Here is a 17,511-nt window from a genome sequence, read left to right as displayed (position 1 = left end):
GCCTGGTCGCCGTGCCGATCGGGCGGCCCAGTGGGCCTCGTCAGCGCAGGGCGCGGTCCACCAGGGAGGACGCGGCTCCGGTGTAGGCCGAGGGGTCGCACAGGGTGGCGAGGGCGGCGGGGTCGAGGATGCCTTGGAGGGCGGGGGTCGCGGCGAGGACGGTGGGAAGTGGGTCACCGGTTTCCTGGGAGCGGGTCGCAGCATCGGTGAGGAGTTGCTTGGCCGCGACCTTGCCGAGGTGGGGGGCGAGCACGGCGGCGATGCGTTCGGACACGATCTGACTGCCGGTCAGCTGGAGGTTGGCGAACATCCGGTCGGTACGCACGTCCAGGCCCTCGGCCAGTTCGACCGCCGTGTGGGCGGCGCCGCCGGTGAGGCGCAGGCACTCGCGCAGCAGCTGCCACTCGGCGTGCCAGACGCCGGCCGAGCGTTCGTCCTCCGAGACCAGGCACTGACTGAGCGCGCCGGCGATCGCCGGGACCTGGAGGGCGGCACTGCGGATCAACGTGGCCAGCACCGGGTTGCGTTTGTGCGGCATCGCCGAGGAGCTGCCCCGGCCGGCTACCGCGGGTTCGGTGACCTCGCCGACCTCGGTGCGGGTGAGGGACTGCACATCGATCGCGATCTTGCCCAGGGCGCCTGCGGTGAAGGCCAGCGCTGCGGCGAGGTCGGCGATCGGGGTTCGCAGCACGTGCCAGGGCAGGACCGGGCGGGCGAGCCCGGTCTCGTCGGCGAAGGCGTCCACCAGGGCGTCGAGGTAGCGGTCGAGGTCGAGGTAGCGGTCGAGGTCGGGCTCGCCTCGCTCGCCGCCGTCGAGCCTGGCGTACTCCAGGTACCCGGCCAGGGTTCCGGCCGCACCACCGAGGGCAACGGGCAGGCCGTGGTCGTACACCTGACCCAGACGCCGGTCCGCGTCCAGGAGCAGCTGCCGCCAGCCGGCCGCCTTGAGTCCGAAGGTGGTCGGGACGGCCTGCAGCGCCAAGGTGCGGCCTGCCATCACGGTGTCGCGGTGCCGCTTGGCGAGTGCTCCCAACGCGGTGGTCGTCCGGGCCAGATCGGCGCGGATGATCAGCAGGGCCCGCCGGGCGACCAGCATCGCCCCGGTGTCGAAGACGTCCTGGCTGGTGGATCCGCGATGGACGTACTCGGCCGCGGCCGGGTCCGTCGCGCTGACCACCCTGGTGAGCGCCTGCACCAGCCCGACCACGGGGTTGGCGGTTTCCCGGGCGGCCAGGGCGAGTTCGCGCAGCTCGAAGTTCTCGGCCCGGGCGGCCTCGCTGATGGTCCGGGCGGCGGCCGCCGGCACGGTGCCGAGCCTGGCCTGGGCACGGGCCAGGGCGGCTTCGGCGTCGAGCATGGCCTGCAGCCATGCCTGGTCGCAGACGGCCTCCTCGACCGGCGTACCGGCTCGGACCGGGGAGAGCAGTCCCGCGTCCTGCGTCGTGTCGCCTCGCCCGCTCATACGATCACCCCGGCGCCCTCGGCCGCAGTCGCCGCGCTCTCGGCTGCCTCGCCCCGGTCCACCACCGGCAGGGCGAGCACCGCTCGGGCGATCGAGTCGGAGTCACCCAGGGTCACCGAGTCCACCCCGGGCCGGATGCCCGCGGCCGTGACCCAGTGCACGGACTCGGTGGGCACCCCGTAGGCGAAGCGGCGCGGGTGCGGCGCGCCCTGCGCGTCGAGGATCCGGTACGGACGCTCGGTCACGGCGAGGCCGCCGGTCTCGTAGCTGCCCTCGGACGTGGCGATGCGGAAGGTGGCCGCCTGCGCGGACTCCAGCAGTGCGCGCAGCAGCGGGTCGGCGGTGCGCCGCAGGTCGGGTTCCTGCAGCCTGGCCTCGATCAGCACCGTGGACCGGACCACGGGCCCGGGAACCACGGAGCTGTGCGCGACGAACGCCCCGGACTCGGTGTCGATCCGGATCTCCGTCTGCGGGCCGGTCAGCTCCAGCACCCCGGCCTCGATCAGCGCGATCATCTGCTCGATCCGCGAGGCCGGCGGGCCGATCGAGAGGAAGGCGTTGAGCGGGGTGTACCAGCCCTCCAGCTCGTCGCGGTGCGAGTCGCCGTACAGCCCACCGTGGTCCACCGCCAGGCGGATCTCGTTGCGCAGGTCTCGCAGCACGTCCAGGGCTGCCTTCAGAGGACCGGTCAGGTTCCCTTGCATCGCGGCCGCGACATCCTGCGCCAGGTACCCCAGCAGCCACTCCTGGAAGTCCTCCCGGCTGTCGAACTCCCGGTCGCGGTACGGCTGGGAGAGCAGTTCCCAACTCCAGCGGTCGTCCGCCGCGATACCGAAGGCGTGCACCACCTCGGCGCTGTCCGCCGCGGCCAGGTACGCCTCGACGAAAGCGTCCCGCTCCTCGCCACGGCCGCGGGAGTCGAGCAGCGCCCCGTAGTAGACGCTCTCCACCTCGCGGGCGATCAGCGGCCACAAGTCGGTGCCGAAGCGCACCTCGTCGCCCTTGCCGGCGCGCTCGCGAAGGGCCGCGACGTACTGGGCCGTGAGCAGCTTCGGGAAGTAGCGACCGAAGGCGCCCTTCTCGTTCTCACCGCGGGCGTGGTACGGCACGCCGCGCCGGGAGCTCGCGTACAGTCGCGGTTCCAGGCCCGAGGGCTGGTAGGCCAGGCGCCCGTCGGCGGCCCGGACGAAGACGCCCCCGCGGCCCATGGTGAACAGTGCCATGTGGTCGAAGAAGTTGAGGCCGAGTCCGCGCAGCAGCACGTTCTGGCCGGGCAGGACGCCGCTGAGGTCCTGGTCCGCCGGGTTGCCGGGACGGATGTACGTCAGGCGGTGCGCCCGCGCCAACTCCGCGGTGCGCTCCTCACGGGAGGACAGCTGCGTCGGCACATGGCCCTGAGCCAGGACGACGGCGTTCAGGTCGTCCAGCCAGAGGCCGTTCTCCAGGCAGACGGCCTGGGTCTCCCCGCTGCCCCGGGAGTCGGCCACGGCGACCGCGCGCGAGCGGTGCACCTGGATGGTGACGTGCTCCGGAGCCCGATCCACCACCCGGCGGAAGCTGTCGTGCAGGTAACTGCCGTAGAACGCACGGGTGGGGTACGTGTTCGGCTGCAGGTCGCGGGCCTCCGCCAGCGTCTGGTCGTCGAAGCCCTGCGCACCGTCGAGCTCCTGCGCACCATCGAAGCCATGCGCACCGTCGAACCCCTGCGCACCGTCGAACCCCTGCGCACCGTCGGATCCGGCCAGCTGTCGGGCCCACTCGTAGAGGGTGGGGCCCGGTTCGATCGGGCCGTCGATCTGCGAGCTGTCGTCGGTGTAGACGCTGATCTGCGAGGCCACGGTGTTCATCAGCAGGTGTCGGGACTGGTCGGTGCGCCAGACCGCGCCGGCGCCCGGCTGGAACGGGTCCACGACATGCACCACCAGGGCCGAACACAAGGGCTGCGCACGCTCGTTGGCACACAGGCGCTCCAGGACGGAGAGCCCGCGCGGGCCAGCACCGATGATGCAGACGTTGGTCCTGCTGCCGGTCATGCGACTACTCCCGTATTTGACGACTTAACAGCTTGACCGTAAGCCAGTCTTCTGTCCGCCAATGGGCCACTCACCCACCGGTCCACTGGACCACTTTCGGATCGTCCGCCCGGCCGCCCGCCCGCGAACTCGGGATCATCGTGGGTATCGAAGATTCCTTACGGTCATCTCGTAGTCGGGGGAAGATCATTGACTTACCGTCATAGACATGGTGAAATCCCTTCCGCTCCACCCGACTTGTGGCGAATGCCGGCGCGCGAGTGCCCATCCGGCCCAAATCACCCCTTTTTCGTCCAGATTTCCTCCCGTCGCCTTGATCGACCGATTCGTTCGGAAGGCCCGGGGGGTGCAGCCGCCTGGATCCGCTCGCACAGAACGATGATGATGACCCCAAATCCCCTAGCGCCGCCCGCAGTCCAGTCGACCGAAGGCCCCGACGCCAGGGAGGTGTTGTGGCGCGAGGCGGAGGCGTTCTACCGACTGCCAGAGCTCAGCCACCTGCCGAAGGCCCGGCTGGCCGAGGTCAGACGGGCCATCGAGACGGACGGCAGCTACCAGCACACCCCTGACGAGCTGCTGATCGGGGCCAAGGTCGCCTGGCGCAACCACGCACGGTGCATCGGTCGGATGCATTGGCGCTCACTGCGACTGCTCGACTTCCGGCACTGCCGAACCGCCGAGGAGGTCGCGCAGGCCTGTTGGGAGCATCTGCGGCAGTCCACCAACAAGGGCCAGCTACGCTCGGTGATAACGATTTTCGCTCCGCGCACCGCACAGGGCGAGATCCGCATTCTCAACCCCCAGCTGATCCGTTACGCCGGGTACCGGCAGGCCGACGGCACGGTGATCGGCGATCCGCTGCATGTGGAAATCACCGAGCTGGCCCAAGCATTGGGATGGAACGGGACTGGTGGGGCATTTGATGTCCTGCCTGTCATCATCCAGATGCCCGGCGATCACCCACGGGCCTTCGACGTCCCGGCGGACGCGCTGCTCGAGGTGCCGATCAGTCATCCGGAGCTGCCGGGGATCGCCGAACTCGGGCTGAAATGGCACGCGAATCCGGCGGTCTCCAACATGGGCCTGGAGATCGGCGGAATCAGCTACACCGCGGCGCCGTTCAGTGGTTGGTACGTCGGCTCCGAGATAGGCGCCCGCAATCTCAGTGACACCTACCGCTACGACGTCCTGCCGGACGTCGCCGCGTGCATGGGACTCGACACCCGCCACGACCGCACCCTGTGGAAGGACCGCGCCCTGGTCGAGCTCACCTATGCTGTCCTGCACAGCTACCGCCAGGCCGGCGTGCTGATCGTCGACCACCACAGCGCGGCCCGCCAGTTCCTCAACCACGTGGACGCCGAGGGCCAGGCCGGGCGGCCGGTGCCGACCCAGTGGTCCTGGGTCAATCCCCCGCTCTCCGCCAGCGCCACGCCCACGTACCACCGAACGTACGACGCCCCCGACTTCGGTCTCCGTCCGAACTTCGTCAGCCAGGACACCGTGCTGAGCTGCCCGGTGACCGGCGCCGTCCGGGCGGTCGAGCAGTGACGGCTCTCACCGACGCGGCACCCGGCACCTCGCCGCGCAGGTCCGTGGCCACGGTGGTCCGGCATGCCCCACGGCCCGTCAAGCTCCTGGTCACGGGCGTCTTCGTGAACCGCCTCGGATCGTTCTTCGCCACCTTCGCGACGCTCTTCCTGCAGAGCCGTGGCTTCTCCGGCGCACTGCTCACCTACGCGCTGACGGCGATCGCGGCGGCGAGCATGATCGGTTCCTGGGCCGGCGGGGTGCTCGCGGGGCGGTACGGGAACCATCGGGTGATCGTGCTCTCGATGGCGGCCTCCTCGGCCTCGCTCGTGCTGCTCTCGCAGGCTCACCAGCACCTCACCGTCGGCCTGGCGGTCTGCCTGGTCTCGACCACCTCCCAGGCCTACGTGCCGGCCGCGAGCACTCTGCTCGCGGCGCACAGCAGTCCCGAGGACCGGGTGCCGATCTTCGCGCTGTTCCGGCTGGCGCTGAACCTGGGCAGTGCCGTGGGCCCGCTGCTGGCCGGCCTGCTCGCCCTGCACTCCTTCACCACGCTGTTCGCGGTCAATGCCGCGACCTGTGCGCTCTGCGCGGCGGTGTTGCAGTGGGGAGCCCGCAGCCGGTCCGGCTCGGACGGCCCGCAGCAGCAGGACGAACCCGCGCCAGACGATCGCGCCGGCGCGGCCGAGCGGGCTCGGACGGGCCAGGTGCGCATCCTGTGCGGCCTGCTCTTCGTGGTCGCCGCGGTGTACGCCCTGCACCTCTCCGCCCTGCCGCTGCAGCTCACCGCCGACGGGCAGTCAGCGGCCTTCTACGCGATGCTGCTCTCCGTCAACGGCTTCGTCGTGCTCGGCGGGGAACTGCCGATCAGCTCCGTCACCCGACGGGCTCCATGGCGCGTCCCGCTGGCCGGAGGGGTCCTGGTGATGGCGACGGGGCTGGTGCTGGCCGGCCTGCTGCGCCAGAGCTGGGCCATCATCGGCGGGATCGTGCTGTTCACCGTCGGCGAGATGATCTTCGCGCCGGTCGCGAACGCCGCCGTCGCGGCGCTCGCCCCGCAGAGCCAACTCGCCCGCTACCAAGGCTTGCTGGCCGTTGCCCAGACCGCCGGCTTCACGATCGGCCCGGCGGTCGGGGTCGCGCTCTGGAACGAGGCTCGCCACGGCTTCTGGATCGGGGTGCTCGCCCTCGCCGCGGTCCTGGCGCTGGCCATCCTGTTGATCGGAACCACCCGAGGTGAGACGAATGAGTGAGCTGCCCCCGCTGGACGGACTGGACGTCGTGTTGGCGATGCGCCAGGGCCTGCTGACCCGCCACGACCATGTCGAGACGATGTTCCGGCTCGGCCTGGCCGTTCACCTGGTCACCGAGGACGCCGGCGCCCAGCAGGACCCCCGCTACGCCTCGGTGCGGCTGCTGCCGTCGGGCAGCGCCACCGGCGCGCTGCTCGATGCGGTCAAGGACGTGCTGCACCAGCGGGACGCGGCCTTCGCGGTCACCTTCCAGGAGACCGACATCGAGGCCGTCGGCGAGGCCAACGCCGCCCGTGGGGTGAGCTGGTCCCGACCCGTGGCGGACGCGACCGCGCGTGACAAGGCGCGGCAGCGGGCGCACTTCGCGGCAGCCGGGCTGCCGACGCCGGGCCACTGGGCGATCGGCGACCGGCAGCTGACCGCGGGCCTGCCCGAGGTCGGCTACCCCTGTGTCGTCAAGCCCACCCGGGGCGCGAGCAGTTCGCACGTGGAGCTGGTGGCGGACGCAGCGGGCGCGCTACGGGTCCTGGCGGAGATCCGGACGCTGGCCGCCTCCGGTCAGAACCACTTCTACGACCAGCTCGACGACAGCTGGGCGCTCCTGGAGGAGTTCCTTCCCGGGGAGGAGGTCACCTGCGACGGGGTGGTCGTCGACGGCGAGTTCCAGCTGGGCGGGATCCACTCGAAGGTCCTCAGTCCGCCGCCGTTCTTCGAGGAGGACCTGTACACCCTGCCCGGGGTCGACCAGGCCACCGAGGAGGAACTCACCGCGGTGATGCGCCGGTTGAGCAGGTCGCTGGATCTGGAGACCTGCCTGCTGAACGCCGAGTTCCGCAAGGACACCGAAGGGCGTTTCCGGCTGGTCGAGTTCAGCACCCGGATCAGCGGCGGTCACGTGTACCGCAACATCCGGGACGCTCACCGCATCGACCTGGTCGAGGCCTTCCTGCTGGCCGCCGCAGGTCGGTCCGCCGCTGCCCGGGCCGCGGCCGCCCGCCGCACTCCGGCCCGCCTGGCCACCTGCATCCGATTCGTCTACCGGTCCGGCACGGTCGCGGCCAACCAGGTCGGCGAGGCCTGGCGCCATCCGGGCTTTCGCGCGTACTACGCGCTCGCCGCTCCCGGCGACCGGATCGGGCACGCCCCTGAGGGGTTCGACATCTGCGGCCTTCTGTCGGTCTGGTCCACTCCGGATCCGGCCGGGCACCCGATCGGGATCCATCAGCTGGCGGCCGAGGTGGAGGCGTTGCTCGACATCAGGGTGGACTAGGGCGTGTTCCGGGTGCCTTGGTCGAAGACCCTGCCGAAGGCCCTGGTCAGGGCGGCCAGGGCGCCCGCGTAGCCGTGCTGCGGCGGCGAGGCGTAGCCGAGCACCAGACCCGGCTGGTGCGGACCGGGCGTTGCCCAGTAGGGCCCCAGCGTGCTCAGGGCGAGCGACTCCCGCTTCGCGGCGAGCAGCATGTCGCGCTCGCTGGGCCCGTCCTCGGCCCATCGGACCAAGGCGTGCAGACCCGCGCTCGGGCCCACGAGCTCGACCTGGGGCACGTGGTCGGCCAGCACTTCGGCGAGCCGCGCGCGCCGCTCCCGGTACTGGGCCCGGCAGCGCCGGATGTGCCGGTCGTAAGCACCGGAGGTGATCAGTTGGGCCAGCACCATCTGGCCCAGCGCGGCCGAGTGTTGATCGGCGTTGCGCTTGGCCACCGCCACCGGCTCGACCCAGTCGGGCGGCAGCACCAGCCAGGAGAGCCGAAGGCCGGGGGCCAGCGTCTTGCTGGTCGTGCCGGCGTAGACGACCCGACCGGGGTCCAGCGCCTGCAGCGCCCCGGTCGGCTTGCGGTGGAACTGGAACTCCCCGTCGTAGTCGTCCTCGATGATGACCGCGTCGGCCTCGCGCGCCCAGGCGATCAGCTCCTGGCGGCGGCGGGCGGAGAGCTCCGCGCCGAGCGGGTACTGGTGGATCGGGGTGACCAGCACCGCGCTCGACGGGCCGAGGGTCTCGGGACGCAGCCCCTGGTCGTCGACCTCGGCGGTCAGCGTGCTCAGCCCGGCGGTGCGGACGATCTCCCGGAACAGCGGGTACGACGGATCCTCGAAGGTCATGGTCGGCGCCTTCCGGTCGGCGATCACCTTGGCCAGCAGGCCGAGCGCCTGGGTGAAGCCGTGGCAGACCACGATCCGGTCCGGGTGGGCGACCACACCCCGGGCCCGCCCCAGGTAGTTGGCCAGGGCGAGGCGCAACTCGGGTCGGCCGCGCGGGTCTCCGTAGTCGAGGGCTTCCGCCGGGGCCTCGCGGAGCACCCGTTGGGTGGCCGCCACCCATGCCGTCCGTGGGAAGAGCGTGACGTCCGGCAGCCCCGGGCGCAGGTTCCAGCTCGGCGCGGGTGAGCCTGCGGCCGCCGGTCCACTCGATGTCCGGGCGTCCTCGCTCCGGCTCCGCAGCGGTGCCACCCGGGTACCCGAGCCGTGACTGACCTCCAGGTACCCGGCGACCACGAGTTGCTCGTAGGCGCTGGCCACTGTCCCGCGGGCGACCTCGAGTTGCAATGCCATGCTGCGAGTGGACGGCATCTTGCCGCCGGGCAGCAGTCGGCCGGCATCAATCGCCTCGCGAATCGCCGCCACCAACCTGTCCGCCCGTCCGTGGCGTCGGCTCAGATCCAATTCCAGATGAAGATCGAGCGACGCGGTGGACCATTCAGTAGACATGGAACTGGACCTTAGCGACATGTTGCGCGGCCAGAGAATCACCGACCGCCGCGCGGGCTCGGAATGCCGGGCAACGGGCGGTTCAGGCGCCTTTCGTGTGCACAGGGCTCCGGCGACATCCGCAGGACCGGTAGCGCCCGTCCACCTGCGACGGTACAGTCCTCGCAGGGGCACTTGCACCCCCGGCGGACGCCTGAGCGGGCATCACGTCGGAGGGCGCGCAGCACTGGGGGAATCGCCGGGTCGACGGCGACTTACGGACCGGAACTTCACAGGACGTGCGGTCCTGCGCCACTGGCGGTTTGACCGGTCCGATGACACTGTCCTAGGAGCGCTGCTTTGTCGTGCCGCCGTGCCTGAAAGCGGCCGCCCCAGGGTGCCGAATTTCACATCCAGCGCCCTTCCCTGACAAGCCAGATGACAGCATGTCAGATTTTGCTGGGATCGTTGACTGGCTGATGTGACAGCCTTTAGCATGACCGCGACAGAACCACCGATCCACGAGTGGAGAGCTCTCACATGCCGAACCGGCGCCTCCTTGTTATCGGCAGTGGCGGGAAGCCATTCCGTGAATATGCTCTGGCGGCAATGAGCAGGCGGGTCGACATCATCCTCGCCAGTGATTCCGAAATATCGTGGCAGCAGCCGTATGTGACAGAGTCTCATGTGGTCGGCTCCTACGATCCGGAGGTGCTGGAGGCCCTGGTCCGCAAGGTCGCGCCGGACGGGCTGCTCACCTACGACGAGCTGCTGGTCGAGCCGGTGGCCAGGCTGGCCGCCTCGGTGGGACTGCCGTACACCGACGCCGAGGCGGTCCGCCACTGCAAGGACAAGAGCGCCCTGCGCGCCCTGCTCTCCGAGGCCGGCGTGAGCCCGGTCCGGTTCGCGGTGGCCCTGACCGAGCAGGAGGCGATACGCGCCGCCGATGAGATCGGCTATCCGGTCGTGCTCAAGCCGCGCGCCCTCGGCGGGAGCATCGGCGTCGTCCGGGTCCAGGACGAGAAGGAGCTGCTGACCGCCTTCACGGTCGCAGCCGACGCGCAGGCTCCCGACGGCACCGCCTCCGCCCACAGCGGTGTCCTGATCGAGGAGTACCTCGACGGCCCCGAGTACAGCGTCGACTGCGTGACCTGGGAGGGCCGCACCACGCCGCTGGTCGTCGCGGAGAAGGAGATCGGCTTCCCGCCGTACTTCGAGGAGACCGGCCACATCGTCCCGGCGGCGGAGCACCCGGACCTGGCGGCCGCCATCGACATGGTGGTCCAGGCACACGCGGTGGTCGGGCTGGACCGCCTGGTCAGCCACAGCGAGTTCAAGCTGACCAGCCGCGGACCGCGGATCGTGGAGATCAACGTACGGCTCGGCGGCGACCTGATCCCCTACCTCGGTCACCTCTCCAGCGGAGTCGATGTGGCGGGTGCCGCCGCCAGTGTGGCGGTGGGTCTGGAGCCGGACCTGTCGACGGACCGCTCGGTGCACGCGGCGATCGGCATGATCTACCCCGAGCAGGACATCCGGCTGGAGTCCGTGGCGCTGCGCGGCGAGGCCGAGCACCCGGGCCTGGAACAGTTCACCACGTTCGTACCGGCCGGCACCGAGGTCAAGTTGCCGCCGGAGGGGTTCCTCTCCCGCATCGCGATCGCGATCGTCACCGCGGAGAGCCGCCCGGACTGTCAGGCAAGGCTCGCAGCCGTGCGGGCCGACGTGGTCGTCGAAGGTACGCCGCTGGGCGCCCGATGAGCACGGACACCGACGCCGAGCGGTCGCAGGCCCCGGACCGCTCGATCCTCCAGGTGGTGCTGAAGTCTCCGCGACCGGTCAAGGTCCTGGTGGCCGGGGTGTTCCTCAATCGCACCGGTTCGTTCTTCTCCACCTTCCTGGTGCTCTTCCTGCGACAACTCGGCTTCTCGCTCACGCAGATGCCGATCGTGCTGCTCTTCGTCGGTGCGGCCACCCCGATCGGCTCGCTGTTGGGCGGCTGGGCCGCGGACCGCTTCTCCCGGCGGATCGCCCTGGTCTCCTCGACCCTGCTCGCCAGCGGCGGGCTGGCGGTGATCGGCCTCTCCCCCAACCGGAACACGGCCCTGGTCGGCGTGTTCCTCGCCGCCCTGTTCGCGCAGGCGTACCTGCCCGCCGCGTCCGCGCTGCTGGTGGACAACACCCGCGAACGGGACCGGGTGCCGACCTTCGCGTTCTTCCGGCTGGCGCTGAACCTCGGTGCGGCGCTCGGCCCGGTGATCGCCGTCTTCATCGCGCCCCACGGTCTCAAGGGCCTCTTCCTGGCCAGCGCGTGCTGCTACGCGGTCTTCGCCGCCGTGCTCTGGTTCGGGCTTCGCCACCCCTCGGCGAAGCCGACCGACGCCGAGGCGGGGCCGGCGGCCGACCAGGACCGGACCGGGCACACCCCGCTGGGCCTGCTCGCCTTCTTCGGGGCGGTGCTCGGCATCACCGTGGTGTACGTCCAGTACTCCTCGACGGTCTCACTGGCGGTCAGCGCCGCGCACAGCGCCAGTGCCTACGCCTCGCTGCTGACCCTCAACGGTGTCCTGGTCATCATCGCCGAGATGCCGCTGAGCGCCTGGACCAGGCGCCTGCCCTGGTGGGTCCCGATGGCGCTGGGCACCGCCGCGATGGCGATCGGCATCGCCATGTGCGGGGCGCTGCACTCCTACCTCCTGATCGCCCTCGGCGTGGTCGTCTGGTCGGCCGGCGAGATGCTCTTCTCGCCCGTTGTCAGCAGCGCCACGGCCGCGCTCTCGCCCGCCGACCGGATCGGCCGCTACCAGGGCTATCTGGCCACCGTCCAGGCGGTGGCCTTCGCCCTGGGGCCCGCCATCGGCATCTTCGTCTACGGCCGGTCCACCGGGGCCCTGTGGGCGGCCTGCCTGGTCGTCGGCGTCCTCGCCTGCGCCGGGATCGCCGTGGCCGGGCGGTCCGCGCACCGCTTGGCGGCGCGGTCGGCCTCGGCCAGTGCCTGACATGACCAACCCCTTCCCTTCGATTCCGCCAGAACGGCACCGCGTGGCCGTCACCCGGGAGTCCCACTGTGCGTACTGACCACCCGTCCGCCTCGACCGAAGCCGTCGACGACCCGCGCCCCGGCGTACTGATGGACTGGCTGCGCGCCGCCCGCACCGGCGGTGTCCGCCTCGTCGAGCGGGGCGAGACCCGGCTCGTCCCGTGGAGCCAGGTCCACCAGGACGTCGAAGCGCTCGCCGCCGGGCTCGCCCGGCGGGGCGTCGGCCCCGGCGACCGGATCGGCATCCGAGGCCACAACTCCTACGAGTGGCTCGCCCTCGATCTGGCCCTGCTGCACCTGGGCGCCGTCCCGGTGGCGGTCCCGGTGCCGGACTTCAAGGGGACGTCGAACGCACAGGTGGCCGCCCGCTACGGCCTGGCGGCGATGTTCGCCGGGAAGGAGAGCCGCTCCGGCACGGACGGCCCCGAAGTCGGCGCGCTGGAACAGGTCCTGACCGAGCCGGCCGTCGAGCCGGTCGCCGATCCGCCGGCCCCGGAGGGCGAGCAGGTCCGGGTGAGCGACCGCGAGGTGTTCACCCTGGCCTTCTCCTCGGGGACGGCCGGCCGGGTCAAGTGCCTGCTGCTCGCCTGGCCCGGGGTGCAGGCCCTGGTCGAGGCGCAGAGCGCGGCCTACCCCTGCGGGCCCGAGGACCGCATCATGATCGCGCTGCCGCTGTCCACCTTCCAGCAGCGGTACCTGTGCTACCTCGCCATCCGCAACGGCTGCGAGGTCATCATGACGACGGCGGCGCGGATGCTGCCGACGCTGCCGCTGACCAAGCCCACCATCATGCTCGGCCCGCCGAACTTCTACGAGTTCGTCGAGAAGCGCTACCGCAACCTGGACCCGGACAAGCGCGCCCGGTTGGACGCGGCCGCCGCCTCGGCGGAGCAACTGCCCGATGCGCAGGCACGCGAGCTGCGGCGCTCGGTGTTCCGCGAGTTCCACGACATGTACGGCGGCTCGCTGCGCCTGATGCTGGTCGGCTCCGCACCGGTCCGTCCCGGCATGCTGGAGTTCTTCACCCACGCCGGATTCGAGCTCTACCAGATCTACGGCATGACCGAGATCGGGTACCTCACCTGGAACCGGCGCGAAGGCAACCGGCTGGGCTCGGTGGGCACCGAGGTGTACCCGGGCACGGTGCGGATCGGCGAGGACGGCGAGGTGCTGGTCCAGCACCAGTGGCACCTGTGTGTCGGCTACGAGGGCGAGTCGCCCGAGGACACCGCCCTGGTCTTCCGTGCCGCCGACACCATCGCCACCGGGGACATCGGCGAGTTCGACGCCGACGGCTACCTGCACCTGAAGGGCCGGAAGAAGAACATCATCATCACCACCGGCGGCCAGAAGATCCAGACCGAGGATCTGGAGGCCGAGCTGTGCCGGCCGAGCAGTGTGCACCAGGCGGCACTGTTCCAGGTCGAGACCGGGGTGCTGGCCGCCGCCGCCTTCTACGAGGGCTCCGAGGAGCAGACCCGGGCCGCCGTGCTGGGGGCCATCACCCAGATCAACTCCCGGCTCGGAACAGATCTGCAGATCCGCCACCTGGCACTGCTGGAGGGCGCGCTGACGCCGGAGAGCCCGCTGCTCAACCGGAACCTGAAGATCAACCGGGAAGCGGTCAGGACCGCGGTGGCCGACCGCCTGGCACCACTGTAGGACTGTCCCGGGCCTCGAACCCGAGGCCCGGGACCCCGATCCGATCCACCGATCCGGATCCGATCCACCCGGCCCGACCAGGGCCGGTTCGCACGAGGGGAACACCTGACATGACCGAGGGACAGACGCCCTCCCTGGCAGTACCGGTGGACGAGGTCGCACAGCTGTGGGGCAGGTTGCTGCACCGCGAGGACGTCGCACACGACGTGTCGTTCATCGAGCTGGGCGGCGACTCGCTGCTGATCATCGCGATGCTCTCGGAGATCGAGGAGCAGTTCGAGGTCTACCTGGAGGCCGAGGAGGTACTGGCGGACCTGACCGTGCGCGGTATCGCCTCGGCCATCGCGAAGGCGCGCGCCGAGGCGTGACAGCACGTGCGGTGGCCCGCCGCCCCGGGAGACCGGGGCGGCGGGCCACTGTGCTGTGTCCGACCGTGCGTCAGGCGTCGGCCGGGGCGGGCTCCACACTCATGGCGGCTGCTCGCAGCAGCACCGCGCACTGCTCGTCGAGCGAGCGGCGGGTCAGCGTCGCCTCGGGGGCGGCCGCGTCGAAGCCGTGGAAGGCGCCGGGGAACTGGTGCAGCTCGGTCGGCACGTCGGCGGCGAGCAGCCGGACGGCGAACCGGATCCCCTCGTCGCGCAGCGGGTCGAACTCGGCCGTCATGACGTAGGCCGGGGGCAGCCCGGACAGGTCCGTGGCCCGCCACGGGGCGGCGTACGGCGAGACCTCGCCGCGGTCCCCGGTCCCGAGGTAGTGGTTCCACATGTGCACGCTGTTGGGCTGGTTCCAGCCCGGGGTCGTGTCGAACTCCTTCATCGACCTGGTGTCCAGCGCGTCGTCGATCACCGGGTAGAGCAGCATCTGCAGCATGATGCGCGGGCCGCCCAGGTCGCGGGCCGCCAGTGACACCGCCGCTGCCAGCGCGCCGCCGGCGCTGCTGCCGCCGACCGCGATCCGGTTCGGGTCCACGCCGAGTTCGGCAGCCTGGTCGGCCACCCAGACCAGGACGTCGTAGCAGTCCTGGAAGCCGGCCGGGAACGGGTGTTCCGGGGCGAGCCGGTAGTCGACGGAGACCACCAGCGCGCCGGTGCGGCGGGCGATCTCGGCGCAGCGGGCGTCCTCGGTCTCCAGGTCTCCGGCGACGAACGCGCCACCGTGGAAGAAGACCAGGGCCGCGGAGGCCGCAGGGCGGTCGGCGGCGTCGTAGACCCGGACCGGGATGTCGGGAGAGCCTTCGCGGGCCGGCACGTGGCGGTCGGTCGTGGTGAGCCCGTCCAGTGCGGACGGCGCCGGGCGCATGGCCTTGGAGAACTTGAACGCCCGGTTCAGCGAAGCGCGGACGTGCGGCGGGTCGGCGAAGTCCAGATCCGGCTGGAGGCCCGCCGACCTGGCGAGTTCGGGGTCGATTCCATCGGGAACAATGAGGGTCAAGGTCGGTGCCTGTTCGGTGATGTGGCGCGGCGTCAGATTTCTGGCACAGCTTCGAGAGCGCTCGGCGGCCGTCGGTCGGCGAGGGCGGGAAAGGTGCGGCGGGCCTGCGCGGTGCTGGTGAGGTCCAGGTCGACGGAGCGGATCTCGGGGTCGGAGCCGGTCTGCAGCAGGACCTGGCCCGAGGCGTCGACCACCATGCTGTGACCGCCGAGCTCCACCTCCCCCTGGCGGCCGCCCGCGTTGACCGCGACCACCATGGCCTGGTTCTCGATCGCCCGGGCCCGCAGCAGCAGCTGCCAGTGCTCGATCCGGGCGAGCGGCCAGGCGGCCGAGAGCAGCAGCAGCTCGGCTCCCTGCTCGGTCTGCGCCCGGAAGAGCTCCGGGAACCGCAGGTCGTAGCAGGCGGCCAGGCCGATCCGGCCGAACGGGGTGGGCACCACAGCGGCGCCTTGGCCTGCGGTCAGCAGCGCCGACTCCCGGGAGTCGTACCCGAAGAGGTGGATCTTCCGGTAGGCGTGCAGCAGTTCGCCGTCCGGCCCGTACAGCAGGCTGGTGTTGTAGAGCCGCCCCTGCTCGTCCCGCTCCACCAGGCTGCCCGCGTGCAGGTGGACGCCGGCCGCGCGAGCGGCCGCGGCCAGTGCCCGGGCGGCCTCGCCCGAGCGGGGCTGGGCCGTGGCGGCGTAGTCGTCGAAGTGGAAGTAGCCGGTGGCCCACAGTTCGGGCAGGACGACCAGGTCCGCGCCGTGGCATGCGGCGATCTGCTCGCATGCCACGGCGATCCGCTGCTCGAACGGCAGCGTTCGGTCGGTCTCCGCCTGGATCAGGGTGAGACGCATGAGACTCCTTGGCCGAGTGGGCCTCAGCGGGCGCGGCCGACCAGCAGGAACGCGTCCAGCGGGCCGAGCTGACCGCGGAAGAGCTTGTCCAGGTCGGCGTCGCCGGTGGTCGGCAGCTCCCCGTACAGCTCGTCCAGCGCCTGGTAGGCGCCGCGCACGGTCAGACTGGGCGCGTCCAGGATGTCCTCCTGGCCCAGCCACTTCGCCAGGTGCCGGGCTGCCTCGACCACGTCCTCGGGCGCCGGCTGGTGCGGGTGCGGGTAGAGCTCGCCGGAGTCCAGCAGCTTGCGCATGAGCCGGTAGAAGATCGGGCTCTCGCTGCGCGCCGTCAGGTAGACCGGGCGGTCCGCCGGACAGTCGGCCAGCCCCGAGTCGACCACCTGACGCCGCATCAACGCCCGCATCACGCCACCGGACTGGCGGGTCGGCACCATCCCGGTCGAGTCCAGGTAGACCAGGGTGAAGGTGTCGTACGGCAGGATGTGGAAACCGGTCCAGCCGACCATCGTGCCCTCGGAGTCCGAGATCAGCACGAATTCGGCCAGCCGCTCCAGGTATCCCTCCTTGCTCCGCTGCGTCCAGTACGGGGTCATGTCCGCACCGAAGCTGCTCGTGGTCACCGGGATCAGGGCCTGGTAGATCCGCTCCTGGTCCGACAGGTTCAGCACCCGTCCCGGGCGGCTGATCACGAAGGCGGTGAGGCCGGCGCCCAGGTCGACCGTCTCGCAGCGCTCGGCGGCCGCACCGAGGACGTCGGCGACGGCGGGCAGGGTGGCGGGCTGCTCCTGGGTGATGGTCATGCGGAGGTGTTCCCTTCCGAGTCCTGGGTGGCGGCGAAGACGACGCCGTGGGCCGAGGCGGTGCCGCCGGCCAGCTCGCCGCCGTCGACGATCAGTTGCTGCCCGGTGATGAACTTGGCCTGCGGCGAGGCGAGGAAGAAGAACGCCTCGCCGATCTCGGCCGGGTCGGCGTGGCGCTTGGCCGGGATCCGCTCGTTCACCTCGGCCAGCATCTCGTCGGTGTACTCGGCCCGCTGCATCGGCGTCATGACGTAGCCGGGGCTGACGCAGGCGGTGCGCACGTAGGGCGAGAGCTCCAGGGCCAGCGAGCGGGACAGCGCGAGCACGGCCGCCTTGGAGGCGTTGTAGTCGGCGTAGTAGGGGTAGCCGGCGGTGCCGTTGGTCGACGCGGTCGCGAGCAGGACGCCCTCCTTGGCCTCCACCATGTGGCGGGCGGCAGCCTGCCAGAGCGCGATGACGCCCATCAGGTTGATGTCCAGCAGCTTGCGGATGTCCTTCTCGGTCATCTCCAGGAAGGTGCGGCGCAGGCTGATACCGGCGTTGGCGATGGCGACGCCGATGCCGCCGTGCGTCGCCGCCACGGTGTCGACCGCGGCGGCGACCTGGGCGAAGTCGGTCACGTCGACCTGGACCCACTCGCCCACCGCGTCCTCGGGAGCCGGGGGCTGGAGGTCGAAGTTCACGACCGTGTCACCGGCGGCGGCGAAGCGCCGCGCGGTGGCCAGGCCGATGCCCGAGGAAGCCCCGGAGATGATGACAGTGCGGTTGTGCATGATTCC

General features: G+C 71.0%; 14 protein-coding genes. 7 read left to right on the top strand and 7 right to left on the bottom strand.

Features of this window, described 5'->3' with window-relative positions:
- Positions 1–40 precede the first annotated feature (40 nt).
- Entirely contained in the window at positions 41–1,462 is a 1,422-nt protein-coding gene (locus BR98_RS33690) for a class-II fumarase/aspartase family protein (protein WP_035850955.1), read from the bottom strand.
- The gene (locus tag BR98_RS33685; RefSeq protein ID WP_035850953.1) at positions 1,459–3,495 is read right to left on the bottom strand and encodes an FAD/NAD(P)-binding protein; all 2,037 of its coding nucleotides are present in this window, start codon (positions 3,493–3,495) and stop codon (positions 1,459–1,461) included. Before BR98_RS33685 ends, BR98_RS33690 begins: the two co-directional genes overlap by 4 nt.
- Positions 3,496–3,942: 447 nt before the next feature.
- On the opposite strand from BR98_RS33685, the gene BR98_RS33680 reads away from it, so the two are divergent.
- From BR98_RS33680 to BR98_RS33670, 3 genes are read left to right on the top strand one after another with little or no spacing between them, the layout of a single operon-like run.
- Positions 3,943–5,046 (top strand): nitric oxide synthase oxygenase, encoded by a 1,104-nt coding sequence (locus tag BR98_RS33680; RefSeq protein ID WP_051970766.1) that lies wholly within the window; start codon positions 3,943–3,945, stop codon positions 5,044–5,046.
- Positions 5,043–6,278, top strand: coding sequence for an MFS transporter (locus BR98_RS33675; RefSeq protein WP_035850950.1), 1,236 nt, complete (start codon positions 5,043–5,045; stop codon positions 6,276–6,278). The genes BR98_RS33680 and BR98_RS33675 overlap by 4 nt, the downstream gene beginning before the upstream one ends.
- Positions 6,271–7,548, top strand: coding sequence for an ATP-grasp domain-containing protein (locus BR98_RS33670; RefSeq protein WP_035850947.1), 1,278 nt, complete (start codon positions 6,271–6,273; stop codon positions 7,546–7,548). Before BR98_RS33675 ends, BR98_RS33670 begins: the two co-directional genes overlap by 8 nt.
- On the opposite strand, the gene pdxR is transcribed toward BR98_RS33670, so the two are convergent.
- Positions 7,545–8,984, bottom strand: coding sequence for a MocR-like pyridoxine biosynthesis transcription factor PdxR (gene pdxR / locus BR98_RS33665; protein WP_035850945.1), 1,440 nt, complete (start codon positions 8,982–8,984; stop codon positions 7,545–7,547). The genes BR98_RS33670 and pdxR overlap by 4 nt on opposite strands.
- A 651-nt stretch (positions 8,985–9,635) precedes the next feature.
- Between pdxR and BR98_RS33660 the strand changes: the two genes are divergently transcribed.
- The 4 genes from BR98_RS33660 (at position 9,636) to BR98_RS33645 (ending at position 14,033) form a co-directional block, all read left to right on the top strand.
- Complete coding sequence (locus tag BR98_RS33660; protein ID WP_232247814.1) at positions 9,636–10,724, top strand: ATP-grasp domain-containing protein; 1,089 nt, start codon at positions 9,636–9,638, stop codon at positions 10,722–10,724.
- A complete protein-coding gene (locus tag BR98_RS33655) occupies positions 10,721–11,962 on the top strand; it encodes an MFS transporter (protein WP_035850933.1) in 1,242 nt (413 codons plus the stop codon). The genes BR98_RS33660 and BR98_RS33655 overlap by 4 nt, the downstream gene beginning before the upstream one ends.
- A gap of 68 nt (positions 11,963–12,030) precedes the next feature.
- Positions 12,031–13,665 carry an AMP-binding protein gene (locus BR98_RS33650; protein WP_035850930.1) on the top strand — a complete coding sequence of 545 codons (1,635 nt, stop codon included), beginning with the start codon at positions 12,031–12,033 and terminating at the stop codon, positions 13,663–13,665.
- Between the two features lie 110 nt (positions 13,666–13,775).
- Positions 13,776–14,033 carry a phosphopantetheine-binding protein gene (locus BR98_RS33645; RefSeq protein ID WP_035850928.1) on the top strand — a complete coding sequence of 86 codons (258 nt, stop codon included), beginning with the start codon at positions 13,776–13,778 and terminating at the stop codon, positions 14,031–14,033.
- 70 nt (positions 14,034–14,103) lie between these two features.
- Here BR98_RS33645 and BR98_RS33640 read toward each other — a convergent pair whose 3' ends face one another.
- From BR98_RS33640 to BR98_RS33625, 4 genes are read right to left on the bottom strand one after another with little or no spacing between them, the layout of a single operon-like run.
- On the bottom strand, positions 14,104–15,096 hold the full coding sequence (locus tag BR98_RS33640) for an alpha/beta hydrolase (RefSeq protein WP_198042327.1): 993 nt from the start codon (positions 15,094–15,096) through the stop codon (positions 14,104–14,106).
- 32 nt (positions 15,097–15,128) lie between these two features.
- The gene (locus tag BR98_RS33635) at positions 15,129–15,932 is read right to left on the bottom strand and encodes a carbon-nitrogen family hydrolase (protein WP_035850926.1); all 804 of its coding nucleotides are present in this window, start codon (positions 15,930–15,932) and stop codon (positions 15,129–15,131) included.
- A gap of 23 nt (positions 15,933–15,955) precedes the next feature.
- Positions 15,956–16,732 (bottom strand): hypothetical protein, encoded by a 777-nt coding sequence (locus tag BR98_RS33630; RefSeq protein WP_035850924.1) that lies wholly within the window; start codon positions 16,730–16,732, stop codon positions 15,956–15,958.
- Positions 16,729–17,505, bottom strand: a complete 777-nt coding sequence (locus tag BR98_RS33625; protein ID WP_051970762.1) for an SDR family NAD(P)-dependent oxidoreductase — start codon at positions 17,503–17,505, stop codon at positions 16,729–16,731. The genes BR98_RS33630 and BR98_RS33625 overlap by 4 nt, the downstream gene beginning before the upstream one ends.
- Positions 17,506–17,511 lie beyond the last annotated feature (6 nt).

This window comes from Kitasatospora azatica KCTC 9699 (assembly GCF_000744785.1).
Lineage (GTDB): Bacteria > Actinomycetota > Actinomycetes > Streptomycetales > Streptomycetaceae > Kitasatospora > Kitasatospora azatica.
Note: the sequence above shows the minus strand (reverse complement) of the source record. Positions and strands in the feature narration are given on the sequence as shown.

Excerpts from the sequence above, each read along its gene's own strand:
- BR98_RS33685 (WP_035850953.1), bottom strand. The coding sequence starts at position 3,495 with ATGACCGGCAGCAGGACCAACGTCTGCATCATCGGTGCTGGCCCGCGC.
- BR98_RS33670 (WP_035850947.1), top strand. The coding sequence starts at position 6,271 with ATGAGTGAGCTGCCCCCGCTGGACGGACTGGACGTCGTGTTGGCGATG.
- BR98_RS33635 (WP_035850926.1), bottom strand. The coding sequence starts at position 15,932 with ATGCGTCTCACCCTGATCCAGGCGGAGACCGACCGAACGCTGCCGTTC.
- BR98_RS33655 (WP_035850933.1), top strand. The coding sequence starts at position 10,721 with ATGAGCACGGACACCGACGCCGAGCGGTCGCAGGCCCCGGACCGCTCG.
- BR98_RS33645 (WP_035850928.1), top strand. The coding sequence starts at position 13,776 with ATGACCGAGGGACAGACGCCCTCCCTGGCAGTACCGGTGGACGAGGTC.
- pdxR (WP_035850945.1), bottom strand. The coding sequence starts at position 8,984 with ATGTCTACTGAATGGTCCACCGCGTCGCTCGATCTTCATCTGGAATTG.
- BR98_RS33630 (WP_035850924.1), bottom strand. The coding sequence starts at position 16,732 with ATGACCATCACCCAGGAGCAGCCCGCCACCCTGCCCGCCGTCGCCGAC.
- BR98_RS33690 (WP_035850955.1), bottom strand. The coding sequence starts at position 1,462 with ATGAGCGGGCGAGGCGACACGACGCAGGACGCGGGACTGCTCTCCCCG.
- BR98_RS33625 (WP_051970762.1), bottom strand. The coding sequence starts at position 17,505 with ATGCACAACCGCACTGTCATCATCTCCGGGGCTTCCTCGGGCATCGGC.